General features: G+C 61.6%; 18 protein-coding genes. 10 read left to right on the top strand and 8 right to left on the bottom strand.

The annotated features are described in order from the left end of the window. Positions 1 to 4: 4 nt before the first annotated feature. The 6 genes from nifD to BW967_RS12420 all read right to left on the bottom strand — a co-directional run bounded on the left by nifD (position 5) and on the right by BW967_RS12420 (position 6,787). Complete coding sequence (gene nifD, locus BW967_RS12445; RefSeq protein ID WP_076485404.1) at positions 5 to 1,510, bottom strand: nitrogenase molybdenum-iron protein alpha chain; 1,506 nt, start codon at positions 1,508 to 1,510, stop codon at positions 5 to 7. Between the two features lie 83 nt (positions 1,511 to 1,593). Next, positions 1,594 to 2,481 carry a nitrogenase iron protein gene (gene nifH, locus BW967_RS12440; protein WP_076485403.1) on the bottom strand — a complete coding sequence of 296 codons (888 nt, stop codon included), beginning with the start codon at positions 2,479 to 2,481 and terminating at the stop codon, positions 1,594 to 1,596. A 430-nt stretch (positions 2,482 to 2,911) separates the two neighbouring features. Further along, entirely contained in the window at positions 2,912 to 3,523 is a 612-nt protein-coding gene (locus BW967_RS12435) for an inner membrane-spanning protein YciB (RefSeq protein WP_076485402.1), read from the bottom strand. A 13-nt stretch (positions 3,524 to 3,536) separates the two neighbouring features. Beyond that, a complete protein-coding gene (locus tag BW967_RS12430; RefSeq protein WP_076485401.1) occupies positions 3,537 to 4,442 on the bottom strand; it encodes an EamA family transporter in 906 nt (301 codons plus the stop codon). A 107-nt stretch (positions 4,443 to 4,549) separates the two neighbouring features. Further along, positions 4,550 to 6,082, bottom strand: a complete 1,533-nt coding sequence (gene ftsY, locus BW967_RS12425) for a signal recognition particle-docking protein FtsY (RefSeq protein ID WP_076485400.1) — start codon at positions 6,080 to 6,082, stop codon at positions 4,550 to 4,552. A gap of 63 nt (positions 6,083 to 6,145) precedes the next feature. Then, positions 6,146 to 6,787, bottom strand: a complete 642-nt coding sequence (locus BW967_RS12420; RefSeq protein WP_076485399.1) for a lysoplasmalogenase family protein — start codon at positions 6,785 to 6,787, stop codon at positions 6,146 to 6,148. Positions 6,788 to 6,900: 113 nt separating this feature from the next. Between BW967_RS12420 and BW967_RS12415 the strand changes: the two genes are divergently transcribed. Together BW967_RS12415 and BW967_RS12410 are read left to right on the top strand one after the other, a co-directional pair. Beyond that, on the top strand, positions 6,901 to 8,094 hold the full coding sequence (locus tag BW967_RS12415) for an alkane 1-monooxygenase (RefSeq protein ID WP_083952212.1): 1,194 nt from the start codon (positions 6,901 to 6,903) through the stop codon (positions 8,092 to 8,094). Between the two features lie 73 nt (positions 8,095 to 8,167). After that, complete coding sequence (locus tag BW967_RS12410) at positions 8,168 to 8,578, top strand: hypothetical protein (protein WP_076485398.1); 411 nt, start codon at positions 8,168 to 8,170, stop codon at positions 8,576 to 8,578. Positions 8,579 to 8,587: 9 nt separating this feature from the next. On the opposite strand, the gene xseA is transcribed toward BW967_RS12410, so the two are convergent. Continuing rightward, complete coding sequence (xseA, locus tag BW967_RS12405) at positions 8,588 to 10,060, bottom strand: exodeoxyribonuclease VII large subunit (protein ID WP_076485397.1); 1,473 nt, start codon at positions 10,058 to 10,060, stop codon at positions 8,588 to 8,590. Between the two features lie 75 nt (positions 10,061 to 10,135). Here xseA and purD point away from each other — a divergent pair, with 75 nt between their 5' ends. Then, positions 10,136 to 11,398 (top strand): phosphoribosylamine--glycine ligase, encoded by a 1,263-nt coding sequence (gene purD, locus BW967_RS12400; RefSeq protein ID WP_076485396.1) that lies wholly within the window; start codon positions 10,136 to 10,138, stop codon positions 11,396 to 11,398. 91 nt (positions 11,399 to 11,489) lie between these two features. On the opposite strand, the gene BW967_RS12395 is transcribed toward purD, so the two are convergent. Further along, positions 11,490 to 12,869: an L-serine ammonia-lyase gene (locus tag BW967_RS12395; RefSeq protein ID WP_076485515.1), complete on the bottom strand. Its 1,380-nt coding sequence runs from the start codon at positions 12,867 to 12,869 to the stop codon at positions 11,490 to 11,492. A gap of 180 nt (positions 12,870 to 13,049) precedes the next feature. Here BW967_RS12395 and BW967_RS12390 point away from each other — a divergent pair, with 180 nt between their 5' ends. The 7 genes from BW967_RS12390 to BW967_RS12360 all read left to right on the top strand — a co-directional run bounded on the left by BW967_RS12390 (position 13,050) and on the right by BW967_RS12360 (position 19,236). Continuing rightward, positions 13,050 to 14,093: a Hint domain-containing protein gene (locus tag BW967_RS12390; protein WP_076485395.1), complete on the top strand. Its 1,044-nt coding sequence runs from the start codon at positions 13,050 to 13,052 to the stop codon at positions 14,091 to 14,093. A 113-nt stretch (positions 14,094 to 14,206) separates the two neighbouring features. Then, positions 14,207 to 14,992 (top strand): ribose-5-phosphate isomerase RpiA, encoded by a 786-nt coding sequence (rpiA, locus tag BW967_RS12385; RefSeq protein ID WP_076485394.1) that lies wholly within the window; start codon positions 14,207 to 14,209, stop codon positions 14,990 to 14,992. 23 nt (positions 14,993 to 15,015) lie between these two features. Next, the gene (locus tag BW967_RS12380) at positions 15,016 to 15,495 is read left to right on the top strand and encodes a hypothetical protein (RefSeq protein WP_076485393.1); all 480 of its coding nucleotides are present in this window, start codon (positions 15,016 to 15,018) and stop codon (positions 15,493 to 15,495) included. 104 nt (positions 15,496 to 15,599) lie between these two features. Continuing rightward, complete coding sequence (gene gorA / locus BW967_RS12375) at positions 15,600 to 16,952, top strand: glutathione-disulfide reductase (RefSeq protein ID WP_076485392.1); 1,353 nt, start codon at positions 15,600 to 15,602, stop codon at positions 16,950 to 16,952. Positions 16,953 to 17,033: 81 nt separating this feature from the next. Beyond that, on the top strand, positions 17,034 to 18,149 hold the full coding sequence (hflK, locus tag BW967_RS12370; RefSeq protein ID WP_076485391.1) for an FtsH protease activity modulator HflK: 1,116 nt from the start codon (positions 17,034 to 17,036) through the stop codon (positions 18,147 to 18,149). Beyond that, positions 18,146 to 19,045 (top strand): protease modulator HflC, encoded by a 900-nt coding sequence (gene hflC / locus BW967_RS12365; protein WP_083952210.1) that lies wholly within the window; start codon positions 18,146 to 18,148, stop codon positions 19,043 to 19,045. Before hflK ends, hflC begins: the two co-directional genes overlap by 4 nt. After that, complete coding sequence (locus BW967_RS12360) at positions 19,045 to 19,236, top strand: DUF2065 domain-containing protein (RefSeq protein WP_076485389.1); 192 nt, start codon at positions 19,045 to 19,047, stop codon at positions 19,234 to 19,236. Before hflC ends, BW967_RS12360 begins: the two co-directional genes overlap by 1 nt. Positions 19,237 to 19,386: the final 150 nt, after the last annotated feature.

The following is a 19,386-nucleotide window of genomic DNA, read 5'->3' as shown; positions in this document are numbered from 1 at the left end:
TCGATTACTCAGCCGCGACAGCCGGGGTTTCCCACGGCGCGTCGAACAGACCCCAAACCGGGTTGTTGATCGCCATGTCCATGTCGCGCGCGAAGATCGCGAAGCCGTCGTAGCCGTGGTACGGGCCCGAGTAGTCCCAGCTGTGCATTTGACGGAACGGAATGCCCATCTTTTGCACCGGATACTTCTCTTTGATGCCCGAGCCGACGAGGTCGGGACGGATTTTCTCGATGAACTTCTCAAGCTCGTAGCCGGTCACGTCATCATAGATGAGCGTGCCTTCTTTGACGTAGTGGCCGGTGCGCTTGTAGTCGTCGTTGTGGGCGAATTCGTAGCCCGTACCGGCGATCACCATGCCAAGGTCGTCATAAGCGGTGACGACGTGGCGCGGACGCAGGCCGCCGACGTAGAGCATGACCGACTTGCCTTCGAGGCGCGGTTTGTATTTGGCCAGAACCGAGTCAACCAGCGGCTGATACTTGGCGATGACGGCTTCCGCTTTCTCTTGGATCGACTCGTCGAACTTGGCAGCGATGGCGCGCAGCGAGGCGGCGATCTGCGTCGGGCCGAAGAAGTTGTACTCCATCCAACCGATGTTGTACTTTTCTTCCATGTAACGGCAGATGTAGTTCATCGAGCGGTAGCAGTGGATCAGGTTCAGTTGCGCTTTCGGCGCACGTTCCATTTCCGCCAGCGTCGCATCGCCCGACCAGCAGCCGATCACGTTGAGGCCCATTTCTTCGAGCAGCATGCGCGAAGCCCAGGCGTCGCCACCGATGTTGTAGTCACCGATGATGTTGACGTCGTAGGGGCCCGGCTCGTAGCTTTTCTTCGCTTCGCTTTCCGGCGCTTCGATCACCCAGTCACGGATCGCGTCGTTGGCGATGTGGTGGCCGAGCGACTGCGACACACCGCGGAAGCCCTCGCAACGCACCGGCACGATGGTCTTGCCGATGTCTTTGTTTTTCTTCTTCGCAACGGCTTCGATGTCGTCGCCGATCAGGCCGATCGGGCATTCCGATTGCACGGTGACGCCGTTGGCGAGCGGGAACAGCTCGTTGATTTCGTCGATGGTTTTTTCCAGTTTCTTGTCACCGCCGAAGACGATGTCTTTTTCCTGGAAGTCGGTGGTGAACTGCATCGTCACGAAGCTGTCCACGCCGGTGGTGCCGGTGTAGAGGTTACGGCGTTGGCTCCACGAGTAGTGGCCGCAGCCGACCGGGCCGTGCGAAATGTGGACCATGTCCTTGATCGGGCCCCAGACCACGCCTTTCGAACCGGCGTAGGCGCAACCACGGATCGTCATCACGCCCGGAACGGATTTGATGTTCGATTTGGTGCTGTCGCATTTCGAGGCGATACCGGTCACCGGATCGGGATCTTCATCGGTCGCGGTGGTCACCGACAGGTGCTTGGCGCGTTTCTTCTGGGCCTTCGCGGGATAGGCTTCGAGCACTTCTTGAATAAGGCTCTCAAGCTCTTCCGGGCCGCTCACGTGATCTTTGGCCATCCTTTTGGCGCTCCTCTCACTGGCGTGTTTGATTTGGGAGGTGGGGTGGGCGAAAAGCGCCCACCCGGTCAGCAAGTCAGCCCTTAGGCTTTCATTTTCGCTTCCATTTCAGCGATTTGCTTTTCGCGATCTTCTTCCGACTGCATGATGCCGAAGTCGAGCAGCATTTGCTCAAGCTCTTCCATGGTGATCGGGGTCGGGATCACGCCTTTGCCCGAGTTCTCGTGGATTTTGCGGGCCAATTCACGGTATTCTTGCGCCTGTTGGCAGGTCGGATCGTATTGGATCACGGTTTCACGACGCAGCTCGGCGTGTTGCACCACGTTGTTGCGCGGCACGAAGTGGATCATTTTGCAGCCGAGTTTGGCGGCCAGCGCTTCGGCCAGCTCGAGTTCGCGGTCGGTTTTACGCTCGTTGCAGATCAGGCCGCCCAGACGCACACCGCCCGAGTTCGCATATTTCAGAATGCCTTTGGCGATGTTGTTGGCCGCGTACAGCGCCATCATCTCGCCCGACATGACGATGTAGATTTCTTGCGCTTTGTTTTCACGGATCGGCATGGCGAAGCCGCCGCACACAACGTCGCCCAGAACGTCGTAGGAGACGTAGTCAACGTCGTCATAGGCGCCGTTTTCTTCGAGGAAGTTGATAGCGGTGATAACGCCACGGCCGGCGCAGCCAACCCCCGGCTCCGGGCCACCGGCTTCGGTGCATTTGATGCCTTTGTAGCCGATTTTCACAACGTCTTCGACTTCGAGATCTTCCACCGAACCGGCTTCAGCGGCGAGGTGCAGCACGGTGTCTTGCAGTTTGGTGTTGAGGATCAGACGGGTCGAGTCCGCCTTGGGGTCGCAGCCGACGATCAGGATCTTTTGACCCATTTCGACGAGGGCGGCGAGGGTGTTTTGCGAGGTGGTGGATTTACCGATACCACCTTTGCCGTAGAAGGCGATCTGACGGAGTTGGCTCATTGGTCTGGCTCCCTAAAGGTTTGGTGCGTTCATCTGTGGGTCGAGACGGTGCGCGACCGCGCTCACAGAGTAATAAGCAGGGAGTGTGCCAAGTCGGATTTCAGGAAATATCCTTTTTATTTCTGACACTTGCAGAAATTGTCAGATTTGGAGCATAGCTTACAAATTGTCGGTTCCGCGCAGAACGTCGGAAAAATGCGCTTTTTTGCGGGAAATTTCGGGGGGCAGATGCCTGACGATTTAAAAGGAGCACCACAAAAGGGCCGCGCCAGACCGCCGGGTGGGCGTCTGGCGCGTGAGCTGTGCGCTTTATCTTGAAAAATCTTGTGCGGATGCGCGGGGCACCACCGCCGCAAAGCGCCCGCCCGAGGGGGCGGTCGGGCGCTGCCCGGGCCGCTGGCGCGGCCGTTCCGGGCAAATCAAAGGGAAATCACTTCTCGTCTTTGTCGCCTTCCACGCCATAGCGCGAGAAAAGCGGCGCTTGCGCGGCAAAGAAGCCCATCAACAAAATCGTCAGGCCAAAGGTTTTGAAGTTCACCCAGACGGTGTCCGAGAAATTCCGCCAGATGACCTCATTGGCCACCGCCAAGAACAGGAAGAAAACCACCAGTCGCTTGGTCAGGATCGTCCAGCCCGCAGGCTGCATCGGGATCGCGCCATCCATGACAAGTTGCAGCCACGGCTTACGACGCCACAGCCCAAAACCCAAAAGCCCGGCAAAGAGCATATAGATCAGTGTCGGCTTCATTTTGAAAAAGCGCGGGTCATTGAACCAGATCGAGAGCCCGCCAAAGACCACGACCAAAACCAAAGTGGCAATCTGCATCGCCGCCAAATGCCCGGTCAGCAGCCAAAGCGCCGCCATCGAGGCAACCAACACCGGCACAAACACCGCCGTGGCAAGCACGAAGCCGCCGTAGCTTTGCCCCCAAAGTTCAACCGGGTGATCTTTGAACAGAAAGAACGCGACAAAGAAGACCAGCAAAGGCCCAAAATCGAGCGCCGCTTTCAGCTTTGCGGAAATCTCTTTCTTCTGTGCCATGCCTGCCTCTTTCCTATCGGTTGCCCGCAAATTCCACCACAACGGCGCCGAGGGCAATCAGTGCCATCAACCCAGTGCGCCGTGGCCCCACCTTCTCGCCCAGCACCAGCCAGCCAATCAGCGCGGCAAACACGGTCGAGGTTTCCCGCAGCACCGCTGCCTCCCCCACCCGGTCGATGCGCGTTGCCATCATCACCGCGCCGAAGGAGAAATAGGCCACGATCGCGCCAGTGACACCCCTTTTAAGAAGCGGCGCGAATTCGACCTTTGGGATGTGGCCCCAGCGCCGCAAGGTCAAAAGCGGCATGAACCAACCATCTAAGAAGAAGAACCACGCCAAAAAGGTGAACGGGTTGGCCGTGGCGCGAATGCCATATGCATCGACCGTGGTATAGGCAGCCACAAAGCCCCCCGTCAGCACCGCCAGCGCAAGCGCCGAGACCATGGTTTCGCGCCCCACGGTGAGCGTGCGCAGGTTATAAAGGGCCAGCCCCCAGATGCCGCCCACCAAAAGCGCCACGCCCGCCCATTGACCGGGCGTGAAATGCTCCGCGAACAAAAGCCCCGCGCCCAAAACGGTGAACAAGGGCCCGGTGCCGCGCACCACAGGATAGACAACTGTATAAGCCCCGCGCGTGTAGCTGGCCGCCTGCGCAAGCTTGTAGCCAATGTGAATGACCACAACGACCGCGAAAATCGGCCACATATGCGGCTCGGGCCACGGCACGACAAAAAGCGCGAAAGGCGCGGCGATCACCCCATAGGACGCATCAATCACCGCGCGGCTCAGCCAAGGATCATGCCGCCCCTTTTGCAGCGCGCCAAAAAGCGCGTGCAAAAACGCCGCCATCAGCGCAAGGCCAATTGCCACATTATGCCCGGTGGGCGTGCCGGAAATCGCGTTGATATACTCAATCACGTTGGGTCTTCTTTACAGACAAAAATGGGGCGCTCTGCCCCCGGCCGCAAGCGGCCTCCCCTCAGGGGGTTAAGCCAAGCCAAAGGGGGGGCAGCGCCCCCGCTCTGTTACTCGGTTTCAATCCCCACAAGCGCTGCGGCAAATTCTTCCGGGTCAAAGGGCGAAAGATCGTCGATCTGTTCGCCAAGGCCGATGGCGTGGATCGGCAAGCCAAAGCGGTCGGCCAACGCCACGAGCACGCCCCCCTTTGCGGTGCCATCAAGCTTGGTCATCACAAGCCCCGACACATCGGAGATTTTGCGGAACACATCCACTTGCGTCACCGCGTTTTGTCCTGTGGTCGCATCCAGCACGAGCAAAGTGTTATGCGGCGCGCTGTCATCAAGCTTGCGGATCACCCGCACGATCTTGGCAAGTTCTTCCATCAGGTCAGAGCGGTTTTGCAACCGCCCCGCGGTGTCGATCATCAAGAGATCGGCGCCTTCTTCGGTCGCCCGTTTGAGCGCATCATAAGCAAGCGCAGCCGGGTCCGAGCCTTCGGGGGCTGTAAGCACCGGCACGCCAGCGCGGTCGCCCCAGACTTTGAGTTGTTCAACCGCCGCAGCGCGGAAAGTGTCGCCCGCCGCGATCACCACATTCTTGCCCGCCGCACGGAATTGGCTCGCAAGCTTGCCAATCGTCGTGGTTTTGCCCGACCCGTTGACGCCCACCACGAGCACCACCTGCGGCTTGCGCGCATAAAGCGGCAGCGGTTTCGCCACCGGCTCCATGATCCGCGCGATTTCTGCCGCGAGCAGTTCTTTGAGTTCGGGCACCGAAAGCTTGCGGCCCATCCGCCCCTCGGCCAGGTTGGCGGTGACCCGCAAAGCGGTTTCCACCCCCATATCGGCGGCGATCAGCACCTCTTCGAGGCTTTCGAGCATCTCATCGTCCAGCACCCGGCGCGGCACATCGGCCCGCGCCGCGATCCGGCCGAAGAAGCCGGGCTTGGCCGCCTCGGGCTCCGGAGCGGGGACGGGGGAGGGAGCAGACACAACTTCGGGTTCCGGTTCTGTCTCGGGCGCGACCTCTGCCCCGCCGCGCCCCATAAGCCGACCAAAGAAACCCCGCTTTTCGGGTTCGGGAGCCGGGGCGGTCTCGGGCTCAGGCTCAGGCTCAGGCTCAGGCTCAGGCTCAGGCTCAGGCTCAGGCTCAGGCTCAGGCTCAGGCTCAGGCTCAGGCTCAGGAAGCGTTTCTTCTACCGGGGCAGGCTCTGCAACAGCTTCAACCACCGGCGTGGAGTCTTCCTCGGGTGCCGCCACAACCTCCGGCGCGATCACAACCTCGGGTGCCACTTCTTCTTGCGGCGGGGGCTCGATCACCGGCTCCGGAGCCACCGCTTGCACCGGTTCCGGCGCGGGCGGGGTTTCCAAAGCGGGTTCGGGTTGCGGCTCGGGGTCCGCAGCCACAGGCTCCGGCGCACCCTCGGGTTCTGGCTCGGGCGTGGGTTCCGGCTCCGGCGGCAGTTCCAGCGCCACGTCGGGGGCGTTGTCTTCCTCGGTCTCCGGCGCGGGGGCCTCGTTGACAAGCGCATCAAGCCCCTCTTCCAGTTTCGAGGAAGAGCGGGTGAGCCGCGATTTGAGCTTGTTGAAGAACGACATCGAGGCCTCCGTTTTGCAAAATCCCTAACGGATCAGGGCGGGGGAGAAAAGAGTGAAGCCGCTTTAGCCCAGCGCAGACCAAGCAATCAGCGCCTGCGCGGGCCAATAAAGCGCCCAAACGATGTGCGAGGCAGCGCGCCGCACCCGCCCCGGCGGCAGTGCAAACAACTCCAGCGCCAGAATGAAATCAGAGGCCATGAAGCATAGCGCACCCCAAAAGATGCGCGGATCATCGACGCGCAAGGCGGCGAGCACCATGACCAAAATCACGCCGATATAGAGTTGCACAGGCCACTTGAGCGCCCCCGCACGCGGTGCAAGGAACAAAAAGGCCAGCGCGGCCAAAGCCCCTGCGCCCAGCGCGGGCCAAAGATCGGGCCAAGCCCTTCCCAGCGCAAAAAATGCCGCCGCATAAGCCAGATGCCCCAAGGCAAAGGCCACCATGCCCGCCAAAAACGCCCCCTGCCCCGGACGCGACAGAAAGAAATCCCCCAAACCCCCAAGTACAAGACCAACAAGGATCACCGCCCCCGTGCCCGCAGGCGCAGAAAGCGCTAGCCCCGCCGCCAAAGCCCAAACCGCCCCGGTTTTGATGAAAGACTTGCGCCACGATGCGGGCGCCCCCGCAAAGGCCACTCCTTGCCAAAGCGCCAAAACCAACGCAGCACAGAAAAACGGCAAGGCGAGCAAAGGAACAGCAGACATGCACGCAATGGGCCACAAAAGCGCTGACGCGGCAAGTCGTCACCCCCCTCCCCGCCAGTCTTTTTGAGTAAGCAAAGGCAAAGCACGGCCCTTTCCCTGCCGGAGAAAAAGCTATGACCGACTCCCCGAAAGAACTGCCCTTTTCCGCCCTGACGGGCGCGTTGCGCGGTTTGCGCACGCTGGGGCGCGATATTCCTGATGTGAAATCCTTTGCGATTTTGTCGCTCACGCCCGCCGCGCTGATCTTGCTTGGCGCGCTTTATGGCGGGCTTTGGCCTGCCATCGCGCTGTTGTGGATTTTGCTGGGCGTTGATTACTTGGACCATCGCCTGCCGAAACCCGCACCGGATGCGCCCGAAGGGGCCGCGTTTCCTGCAGCCGATTTGCTCTCCCAAGCGGTGGCGGTGATGCATTTCGTGCTGTTGGTTGCGACCGTGGGCGCGGTTGCGGGCTTTTCGGGCCTTGGGTGGCCAAACCGGATTTTGGTCCTGCTGGCGGCGGGTCTTTGGTTTGGCCAAGTCTCTAATGCCAATGCGCATGAGCTGATCCACCGGGGCGAGCGCAAGCTCTTTGCGCTTGGCAAATGGGTCTATATCTCGCTGCTTTACGGCCATCATGTCAGCGCGCATCGGCTGGTGCACCATACTGCCGTCGCCACCCCGAAAGACCCGGCCACCGCCACGTTAAACGAAAGCTTCTGGGCCTACCTGCCGCGCGCTTGGCGTGGCGGCTTTGAGGCGGGCTTGGCGGTTGAAAAGGCGCGCGACGCGCAACGCCGCGACGCTTTGGGGCAAAAGCCCACGCTCAAACAGCGGATCAAGGCGCTCAATCCTTACGTGATCTACGTTTTGGGCGGATCGTGGTTCCTGATCGGATCGGTGCTTTTCTTCGGTTGGACGGGGCTTATCGCCTATGTCGCGCTTTGTGCATTGGCTCAGATGCAGCTTTTGCTCAGCGATTACGTGCAACACTACGGCCTTTTGCGCCGCGAACTCACCCCCGGCCAATATGAACCAGCGACCGAACTGCACAGCTGGGATGCGCGCGAAACCGCCTCCTCGCTGATGATGCTCAATGCCCCGCGCCATGCCGACCACCATGCCCACCCCGCGCGCCCCTATCCCGCGCTGCAACTGGGCGAAACGGAGGCGACAGGCCGCCCGATCTTGCCGCGCAGCCTGCGGGTGATGTCGGCGCTCGCGCTTTGGCCCGCGAAATGGTTCTCGGTGATGGATCATCGGGTGCTGGCCTTGCGCAAAGCGGTGGCAGAGGACGTGCCCAAGGTCACCATCGCCCCGCAAGCGTGAGGATGCCGCCTCACGCAGCCGTGGCTTTGCGGGGCGCCCCCTTTGACGCTATCTTGCGCAAAAGGAGTCCCGCATGCGCCCCAGCCTGATTGCCCTTGCCCTCTGCCTTGCACCGCTTGCCGCCACGGCGGAAGAGGTCGGCCCACCGCTCAGCGCGGATCAGTTTGACCAACTGACGCTTGGCAAAACGATCACCTATTCCTCGGGCGGTGAGGTCTATGGGGTGGAGCAATACCGCCCCGGTCGCAAAGTCGTGTGGGCCTTTGCCGAGGGGCAATGCGAGGAAGGCGACTGGTTTGCAATGAATGACCAGATTTGCTTTGACTACCACTCCCAGCAAGTGGGCCTGCAATGCTGGACCTTCCACCAAAGCGGCGATGCGCTGGTCGCGTGGTTTGAGGGCAATCGCGAAGGTGCGCCGCTTGTCTCGCTGGAAGAGGTCAACACACCGCTCAACTGCCCCGGCCCGGAAATCGGGGTCTGATCGGCGGGCTTAGAAAAGCGAGCCTTGCTCTGGCGGGGTGTCTTTTTTCTTGGCGCGCGGCTTTGGCGCGGGTTTGGGCGGTTTGACGGGGGCAGAAACAGGCACAACCGGGGCTGCGCCCGTGCTGACCGACAAGCGCCCATCGGCAAATTCCACCTCAAAAGCCCCGGCCTGCCCCGCCGCTCGCGCAGTGGTAAGCACCGTATCGCCGGGGCCCCGCACCACCGCGTAGCCGCGCCGCAAGGTCTCGGTATAGCCCAAGGTTTGACGCAGCCGCTCGAGCCGTTCCAGCCGCTCATGCGCCTGCACGAGCCGCGCCTTTTGCGCCTGTGCGAACCGCTCAGAAAGCCCGGCAAGTTTTTGCCCCTCATGCCGCAGATAACTTTGCAAAAGCCGGGGCGAGACCTGCGCAGCAAGCGTTGCAAAGGCCGCGCGTTTTTTCACCACCAACCGATCCAGCGCGGGCAAAAGCCGGTCGGCTGTCAGATCAAAGCGCTGGCGTTTCGGCGCAATCAACGCCTGAGGCCGCCCCAAACCGCGCGAAAGATCCGAAAGCCGTTGGCGACGCACATCGAGCCGATGCAGCAAAGCGCGTTTTGAGCGTGCCTCCATCTCGTTGAGCCGCGCCAAAAGCTCTGCCCGCACCGGCACCGCAATTTCTGCCGCCGCCGTCGGTGTGGGTGCGCGCCGGTCCGACGCGTAATCAATCAAGGTCGTGTCGGTTTCGTGCCCCACGGCGGAAATCAGCGGGATCTGGCTTTCTGCCGCCGCGCGCACCACAGCCTCTTCGTTGAAGCCCCAAAGGTCTTCAAGCGAGCCACCGCCGCGCGCGACAATCAACAAATCTGGGCGCGGGATCGGCCCGCCGGGGGTCAGCGCATTGAACCCGCGAATGGCGGCGCTGACCTCAGAGGCACAGGCTTGACCCTGCACCGCCACCGGCCAAATAAGCACCCGGCGCGGAAAGCGGTCGCGTAGACGGTGCAAAATATCGCGGATCACAGCACCAGAAGGCGAGGTCACCACCCCGATCACCTCAGGCAGATAGGGCAGCGGACGTTTGCGGGCGGGGTCAAAAAGCCCCTCTGCCGCCAATTGCTTGCGCCGTGCTTCAAGCATGGCCATCAGCGCGCCCGCACCAGCAGGCTCCACCGTCTCGACAATCAGCTGATAGCGCGATTGGCCGGGGAAAGTGGTCAGCTTGCCCGTGGCAATCACCTCCATCCCCTCTTCGGGGCGGATTTGCATCCGCGCTACCTGCCCCTTCCAGCTAACGGCAGAGATCACGGCATTGGCGTCTTTAAGGTCAAAATACATATGGCCCGAAGACGGGCGGCTTACCCGCCCCACTTCGCCGCGCACCCGCACACGACCAAATTCCCCCTCAATCACCCGTTTCACCGCGCCAGAAATCTCTGAGACGGTATAATCATGGGCGTTTGAGGGGCCGTCTGGGCCGGGGCTGTCGTCGATCAGGTCCATGTTGCCTTGCCTGTGGGGTGGCGAAACCCTAGAAGACCCGAAAGCCGAGGCCAAGAGCCGAAAGGGGACATAGGCATGAACATTCTGATCTTGGGCAGCGGCGGGCGCGAACATGCGCTTGCTTGGGCGGTGAAGCAAAACCCGAAATGCGACCGGCTGATTGTGGCCCCGGGCAATGCGGGGATTGGGCTGCTGGCGGAACTCGCGGCGATTGATCCGTGCTCCACCTCGGCGGTGCTTGCCTGTGTTGAAGAAAACGCGATTGATTTTGTGATCATTGGGCCGGAAGCCCCCTTGGCCGCGGGTGTGGGCGATGCTTTGCGCGCAGCCGGTGTGCCCTGCTTTGGCCCCTCTGCGGCGGCGGCGCAACTTGAGGCCTCCAAAGCCTTCACGAAAGAGATTTGCGATGCCTGCGGCGCCCCCACCGCCGCTTGGGCACGCTTTGCCGAACTGGACCCGGCGCTTGACTATGTCCGCACCCAAGGCGCGCCGATTGTTGTGAAGGCCGATGGTCTGGCGGCGGGCAAAGGCGTGATCGTGGCGATGACGCTGGAAGAAGCCGAAGCGGGCCTGCGCGAGATTTTCGGCGGGGCCTTTGGCGACGCCGGGGCCGAGGTGGTGATTGAAGAGTTTATGGCGGGCGAGGAAGCGAGCTTCTTTGTGCTCTCCGATGGGGTGAACGTGCTGCCGGTTGGCACCGCGCAAGACCACAAGCGTGTGGGTGAAGGCGATACCGGGCCGAACACTGGCGGCATGGGGGCCTATTCCCCCGCCCCGGTGCTCAGCGCCGCGCTGCAAGAGCAGGTGCTTGACCAAATCATCCGCCCCACGGTGGCGGAAATGGCCAAGCGCGGCACCCCCTTCCAAGGCGTGCTTTATGCCGGGCTGATGATCGAAAATGGGAATGCGCGGCTTGTGGAATACAATGTCCGCTTTGGCGACCCGGAATGCCAGGTGCTGATGATGCGGCTTGGCGCGCAGGCGCTGGACCTGATGCAAGCCTGCGCCGAAGGGCGCCTTGATGAGGTGCAAGCCACTTGGGCCGAGGATCACGCGATGACCGTGGTGATGGCCGCCAAAGGCTACCCCGGCGCTTATGAAAAAGGCAGCGTGATCGACGGGCTCGACGCCCTTCCTGAGACCTCCAGCCAGATGGTCTTCCATGCAGGTACGGCCTCGAAAGACGGCCAGATCATCGCCACCGGGGGCCGCGTGCTCAATGTCACCGCGCGCGGTGCGACCCTACAAGAGGCGCAAAGCCGCGCCTATGAAATGGTCGCGCAAATTGACTGGCCAGAGGGCTTCTTCCGCCGCGATATTGGGTGGCGCGCGCTATAATCAAAGCCGAAGCGAGGGGGGCTGTCTGCCCCCCGAGGTTATTTTCACCAACGCGAAGGCAAAGAGGGGCAGCGCCCCTCAAGCCCCAATCTCAGCAGTTCGGCACGTTGACCGCGAGCCCGCCAAGGCTCGTTTCTTTGTAATGTTCATGCATGTCGCGACCGGTTTGGCGCATTGTTTCAATCGCCGCATCCAGCGGCACGAAATGCGTGCCATCGCCGCGCAGCGCCAAAGACGCCGCCGAGATTGCCTTGATCGCGCCAAGCCCGTTGCGCTCGATACAGGGCACCTGCACCAGCCCTTTGACCGGGTCGCAGGTCATGCCAAGGTGGTGTTCAAGCGCAATTTCAGCCGCGTTTTCGATCTGCTCGGGCGTGCCGCCAAGCACAGCCGCCAAGCCCGCCGCCGCCATCGCCGCCGCCGAGCCGACCTCGGCCTGACAGCCGCATTCCGCGCCCGAGATGGAGGCATTGGTTTTGATGATGCCCCCCACAGCCGCTGCGGTGAGCAAAAACTCCCCCACCCGGCTGGAGGTCGCGCCCGGCACATGGTCGAGCCAGTAACGGATCACCGCTGGCAGCACCCCCGCCGCGCCATTGGTGGGGGCCGTTACCACCTGCCCTCCGGCGGCGTTTTCCTCGTTCACCGCCATCGCGTAGCAGGAAATCCAATCGTTGATCGTATGCGGCGCGGCAAGGTTCATGCCGCGCTCGGCCAAAAGCGCCTCGTGAATCGCTTTGGCGCGGCGCTTCACCCGCAGCCCGCCCGGAAGCTCGCCATCAAGCTCCAAACCACGGTTGAGGCAATCGTTCATCACCAGCCAAACCCGTGCGAGCCCGTCCGAAATTTCTTGCTCTGAGCGGAAGCGGCATTCGTTGCGCCATTTCATCTGCGCAATCGACAGCCCAGAGGCATGCGCCATCGTCAGCATTTCCGCCGCCGAGCGGAACGGGAACGGCACCGCAGAAGGGGTAGAAAGCGCGCGGTCATCCACCGCCGTATGTTCCGCCTCCGTCAGCACGAAGCCGCCGCCGATGGAATAATAAGTCTCGCGCAGGATCACGTCGCCTTGCGCGTCGCGCGCCTCGATCACCATACCATTCGCATGGCCGGGCAGCGGGGCGCCGTAATCAAAGATCAGATCATGCTCAGGGTCGAACTGCAGCGCGGCGAGCCCTTCGGGCACCAGAAGATGCGTGGCGCGGTTTTCGGCCAAGGCCGCCTCTGCCGCCTCGTGATCGTAGCTTTCGGGCAAAAAGCCCGCGAGCCCCAAAATCGTGGCGCGGTCGGTGGCGTGACCCTTGCCCGTGAAGGCCAGCGAGCCGTGCAAATGCACCCGCAAAGACTGCGGATGAAACGGCGAGGCCCGGAGCGCGTCCAAAAACCGCCCGCCTGCCACCATCGGCCCCATCGTATGCGAAGAAGACGGCCCGACGCCGACTTTGAAGATATCGAAAACGCTCAGAAACATCGCGCACTCCCTTTGCGCCATGCTGCACTGCTGCGTGGCTTTCAGCAGGTGCGAAAGCGACATTTGCACGCACGCAAGCGGTGAGCCACGTTTGCGGCGCTCGACCATAGTGAATCGGTAAATGCGTTAAGCGCAATTTCACCCTTGCCCGGCAAACTGCCCCTAAAGAATGGAGCAGTCATGCCAACTTTTGGCGCTTGGCAACTATCGGATTTGATTATTTCCGGCCCGGATCCCTTCGGGTCGAATGCTGTCGCGAATCCAGACACCGTTGGCGCCACGACCTTTACCATTAACCCGGCAGCCAGCCTGCGCTTTGTCACGCTGTCTGATGACGACTCGATCTTTGAAGATGCAGATGGCGATCAGGAACTGGTGGCGCCGATGGTCTTTGATGGGGTGAGTTATGGCTCCGGGGGCGCAGGCGATGTGGAGACGGAATATTCCTATGTCGTGCGCCCCGTCGGCTCAAACGACCCGGCGGACAACATCACGATTTATGTGCTTGAATTTGAGGGTGATGTGCATGGCATCGCCTCGTCAGAGCGGCTTTTAGCGGGGCGCGACTACCAGATCGTCGCCATCGAATCGGATGACCCAACGGTGGCCTATACGGCGATGGCGGTCTGTTTTGCGGCGGGCACGCTGATCGCCACTCGGCGCGGGCCAAAACCCGTGGAAACGCTGCAACCCGGTGACAAGCTGCAAACCTCTGACAATGGCTTTCGCCCGGTGGATTGGGTTGGGCGCTGGCGCGTGAACGGGCGCGGACGCTCCGCTCCGGTGCGGATCGCGCCGGGTGTGCTGAACAATGACCGCGCGCTATATCTTTCTGGTCAGCATCGCGTGCTGTTGCGCCCGACCGCCGGACCTTTGGTCGGCGAAGAGGTGTTGGTGGCGGCGAAAACGCTTGTCGGTCTGCCCGGTATCACACGGCTGCCGTGCAAGCGCATCGAATGGGTGCATGTGCTGATGCCCGAGCATGAGGTGATTTTCGCCGAAAATGCGCGTGCGGAAAGCCTTTTGGCCGGACCGCGCGCGCTGTCGCTGATTGAGCCGCAGCAGGCGCAGGCTTTGCGTCGTGAATTGGCAGAAGATCCGCTGCATGGCCTGCCCGCGCGCCCGATTGTACCGCCCGCCAAGGTGGAGCGGATGATCCTCTCCTATCGCGGCGGCAAGGGGCCCGCCGCCGTGGCGGGGCTCAAGCTCACCCTCGGCACCTGACGCAGCGGCACTTAAGCCGCAGAAATGGGGTAAATATCGCTCGCACGGGGGCAATCGCTTGGCTATAACGCGCGGGTAACCATTTTGCGCGCGTTCTGACCAAGGAGTTGCCCATGCCCGCCGAGCTTTCCCCCATCGATAAGGCGAAATTCGCCGCCGCGCGCCGTGCTGTCGATTTCGTCGAAGACGGGATGAAGGTGGGCCTTGGCACGGGCTCGACCGCCGCTTGGATGGTGCGCTGCTTGGGCGAATTGGTGCGCGAAGAAGGGCTGCGGATCACTGGCGTGCCGACCTCGAGCCGCACCGCCGACCTTGCGCGCCAAGTGGGCATTCCGGTCGTTGGGCTTGATGAAGCGAAATGGCTCGATCTGACGATTGACGGCGCCGATGAATTTGACGGCGAGTTGAACCTGATCAAAGGCGGCGGCGGGGCGCTGTTGCAAGAAAAGATCGTCGCTACGGCCTCTGACCGGATGATCGTGATTTCGGACGCGTCGAAAGAAGTGGTGAGCCTTGGCGCTTTCCCGTTGCCGGTGGAAGTGGTGCCCTTTGGCTGGCAGACCACCCGCGCGCTGATTGAGGAAATGCTGATCTCGGTCGAGGTTTTGGGGCGGCAAACGACGCTGCGGCTCAATGGCTCGCAACCATATATCACTGATGAGGGCAACCACATTGTGGATTTGCACCTCAACCGCATCTCCAACCCGCGCCAATTGGCGATGGCGTTGAACCAAATTCCGGGTGTCGTGGAAAATGGGCTTTTCATCGACATTTGCGACATGGTGATCATTGGCGGGCCCGATGGCGCGGTGGAGCTGCGCGACATCAACGCAGGCTCGGTGACACAAGAACGCATCGACTTTGCCGAAGACGCCAATATCTTTGCGGACCTTGATTGACCGCAGGTTGACACGAGGCTGACATGACCCCGCAAGCAGATCATCGCCCCGACCTTGTCGTGCAGGGCCGCGCGCTCATGCCCCACCTTTGGGCGGCGGGGATCATTTTGATTGGCCTTGTGCAGGCGATCTCGCCGGTTTTGGGGCTGGTCGAGATGCTGCGCGGCGGCGGCGAAGACGGGATGATTTGGCATTCCGTCTCGGGCCTTGTCGGCGCGGTTTTGTGCTTCTTTTTGGCTTGGGTGCTGTGGTCGATGCCGCGCCCGGCGCTCGTCTTCCGCCATGATCGGCTGGAAGTGGCGCGGTTTTGGGGTAAATACACCTCGGTCAGCTACAGCGAGTTGCACGACAAAGACGAAGACCCCGCCACCGCAGGCGGCAAAGCGGCGGTGCGGCTGCGCAAATTGTCTATCCCCGGCTGGGTGATGACCAAGGAAGAAAACGCCGCGTGGCGCGCGGAATTGGTGGCGCGTGTTCCGAGCCTTGGGGCCGCAGGCCAGTAAAGCCCGTCAAAACCCGGCACATTTGCGCGCTTGCCTTGTTCTTCGGGGCAGGCAGGGCTAAATCCTTGGGGCGGTATCAGGGCCGCGCAGGGAAAGGACGGCAAATGAGCTTCGATTTCGACCTCTTCGTGATCGGCGGCGGGTCGGGCGGCGTGCGCGCGGCTCGTATTTCGGCAGGCTATGGTACGAAGGTGGCCTTGGCCGAGGAAAACCGCATGGGCGGCACCTGCGTCATTCGGGGCTGTGTGCCGAAAAAGCTGATGGTTTTCGCCTCCTCCATGCCCGGTGCGGTGGAAGAAGCGCAAGCTTACGGCTGGAGCGCCGAGATCGGCACCTTTGACTGGCTCGCCTTCCGCACCAAACTCCATGCCGAACTTGACCGGCTTGAGCGCGTTTACCGCGCGGGGCAAGACAATGCTGGTGTCACCGTTTACAACCAGCGCGCCACCATCGCGGGCCCGCATGAGGTGCAACTCGCCGATGGCAGCACCGTCAGCGCCAAACATATTCTGGTCGCGGTCGGCGGGCGCCCCTTCGTGCCGCATTTTGAGGGGTCTGAGCATGTGCTCACCTCAAACGATCTGTTCCATCTTGAGACGCTGCCGAAACGGCTGTTGATCGTGGGCGGGGGCTATATTGCCTCTGAATTTGCCTGTGTGTTCCAAGGGCTGGGCAGCCAAGTCGCGCAGTGGAACCGCTCGCCGCTGTTGCGGACGTTTGACACCGAATGCCGCGATTTGATTGTCGAGCGGATGAAAGCCCGCGGCATTGACGTGCATGAAAACGTGATCATTGACCGGGTGACGAAAACCGAAACCGGTTTTACCGCCCATGCGGGCGATGGCCGGGTGCAGGAATTTGACGCGGTGGTCTATGCCACGGGCCGCGTGCCGAATACCGAAGGCCTTGGGCTTGAAAGCGCGGGTGTGACGCAAGCCCATAACGGCGCGATCGTGGTGGATGAATGGTCGCAAACCAATGTGCCGTCGATCTTTGCCGTGGGCGATGTGACCGACCGCGTGAACCTCACTCCGGTCGCGATCCGCGAGGGCCATGCTTTTGCCGATACGATCTTTGGCGCAACGCCGCGCAAGATCGACCATGATCTGATCGCCTCGGCAGTCTTTACCCGGCCGGAATTTGGCACCTGTGGTTTGAGCGAAGAAGAAGCCCGCAAAGCAGGCCCGATTGAGGTTTATGTCTCGGCGTTCCGGCCGATGCGCTCCGCCTTTGCTGGGGCTGACGACCGTGTGTTGATGAAGCTTGTGGTCTGCAAAGAAAGCCGCAAGGTTTTGGGGTGCCATATCGTCGCCCCGGAAGCGGGCGAGATGATCCAACTGGCCGCCATCGCGATGAAGATGGGCGCCACGAAAGAACAGTTTGACGAAACCTGCGCCGTGCATCCGACCATGGCGGAAGAATTGGTGACGATGCGGTCGCCCGTGCGGCATCAATAACCGCATCAAACATGACGAAAACGCTTGAATTTCAGCAGATGATCCCCACTTCGGGGCAGAGAGATCAAAGGTGAGGAAACAATGACCAACGGAGGACCTTGGGGCTCTGGCGGCGGCGATGACCGCGAACCGCCGCGCCGCCCCGGCCCGCGCCGCCCGCAAGACAGCAACAATTCGATCCCCGAGATTGATGAGCTGATGAAAAAAGGCTCCGAGGGCCTGCGCGTGCTGATGGGCGGGCGTTCTGGCAATGGGGGCCGCTCGGGTGGCGGTGGCGGCAATGGCCCCGCCTTCACGCTCGGCACGCTCGGCATTGGGGCCTTGGCCCTTTTGGCGGTTTGGGCGTGGAGCTCCTTTTACACCGTTCAGCAAAACGAACGCTCGGTCGAACTGATGTTCGGCAAATACAATGCCACCGGCAATCCGGGTCTGAACTTCGCGCCTTGGCCCGTTGTCACGGCCGAGGTGATCCCGGTGACCGACGAACGCACCACGGAAATTGGCACCGGGCGCGGCGGCGATATGGATTCGGGCCTGATGCTGACGGGCGACCAAAACATCGTTGATGTGAACTACCAGATTGTCTGGAACGTGTCGGACCCACAAAAATTCCTGTTCAACCTTGCGGATCCGGAAGACACGATCCGCGCGGTGTCGGAATCGGCGATGCGTGACATCATCGCGCGTTCGGAATTGGCGCCGATCTTGAACCGTGACCGCGGTGTGATTGCCGCCGATCTGCGCACCGCCGTGCAGGGCACGCTTGATAGCTATCAAGCGGGCATCAATATCGTGCGGGTGAACTTTAACCGCGCTGACCCGCCGCGCGAGGTGATTGACAGCTTCCGGGACGTGCAAGCCGCGCAACAAGAGCGCGACAAGCTGGAAAAAGAAGCCGATGCCTATGCCAACAAAGTGACGGCAGAAGCGCGCGGTCAGGCCGCGCAAATCGCCCAACAGGCCGAAGCCTATCGCGCCCAAGTGGTGAACGATGCGCAAGGTCAAGCGGCGCGCTTTACCTCGGTCTATGAGGAATATCGCAAGGCGCCTGACGTGACGAAACGGCGGATGTTCTACGAAACCATGAGCCAGACCCTTGGCGGCGTGAACAAGGTGGTGATCGACGGCGAGGCGGGCACCGTGCCCTATCTGCCGCTTGACCGTCTGCGGCCCACGAGCACCGGGGGGAACAACTGATGCGCGCACAATTGCTTATTCCGGTGGGCGTGATCGCGCTCGGCGTGGCGCTGTCGTCCATCTACACCGTGGATGAACGCGAAAAGGCGCTGGTGCTGCAGTTCGGTGAGGTCGTGTCCTCACGCACCGAACCGGGCATTGGCTTCAAGATCCCGCTGTTCCAAAATGTCGTCAAATATGACGACCGGATTTTGGCGCTATCGACGCAACCGCTCGAAGTGACCCCGCTGGATGACCGCCGCCTTGTCGTGGATGCTTTCGCGCGTTGGCGCATCGTTGACGCGGTGAAGTTCCGCGAAGCGGTGGGCGGCGGCGGCGAAGGCTTTGCCAAGAACCGTCTTGATGGCATCTTGAACAATGCGATCCGCGAAGTGATGGGCTCTGTGCCGTCGACCGCCGTTTTGTCGGATGACCGGACCGCGTTGATGAACCAGATCCGCAATATCGCCCGGCGCGAAGCCAATGCGCTTGGCATTGACGTGATCGACGTGCGTCTGACTCGCACCGACCTGCCCGACCAAAACTTGCAATCCACCTATGAGCGGATGCGGGCGGAACGGCAGCGGGAAGCGGCGGATGAACGCGCCCGTGGTGGCGAGGCGGCGCAACGCGTCCGCGCCTCTGCGGACCGTCAGGTGGTGGAACTGACCTCGGAAGCGCGCAAGCAAGCCGAGATCGTGCGCGGTCAGGCCGATGCGGAACGCAACGCGATCTATGCCGAAGCCTATGGCAAGGATGAAAGCTTCTTTGCCTTCACCCGCGCGCTGCAATTCTATGCCGACAGCTTGAAGGCAAACTCGACCTCGCTCGTCACCGAACCCGATAGCCTGTACTTCGACTATCAACGGTTCGTGCGCTCGCTCGAGGCGGGACCGGAAACGGGTAGCGAAAACTGATGAGTGCGATCTTCACAGCCTTGGGGCTTGTGTTCGTGATCGAGGGGCTGGCGCTTGCGCTGGCCCCTTCGCGTTTTGAAGAGGTTTTGGCCTTTTTGGTGAGCCTCGGACCAGAGGCGCGGCGCCGCCTTGGGCTGATCTCTGTGGCTGGCGGCGTGGCTATTGTGGCACTTGTGCGCGTATTTATCTGAGTATTTTGCTTCGTTTCACATGTTTCACAGCGAATTTACGCACCGCGACGGGCTTTCATTTGAACCCGAGGCCGCTTAGGCTTTTTATCGACGCGACGCCGGAACCGCCCGGCCAAGACGACTAACGGGAGAAACGCCGAATGACCACCA

The sequence above is a fragment of the Rhodobacter aestuarii genome (assembly GCF_900156655.1).
Taxonomy (GTDB): domain Bacteria; phylum Pseudomonadota; class Alphaproteobacteria; order Rhodobacterales; family Rhodobacteraceae; genus Rhodobacter; species Rhodobacter aestuarii.
This window is presented reverse-complemented; position numbering and strand designations above follow the sequence as displayed.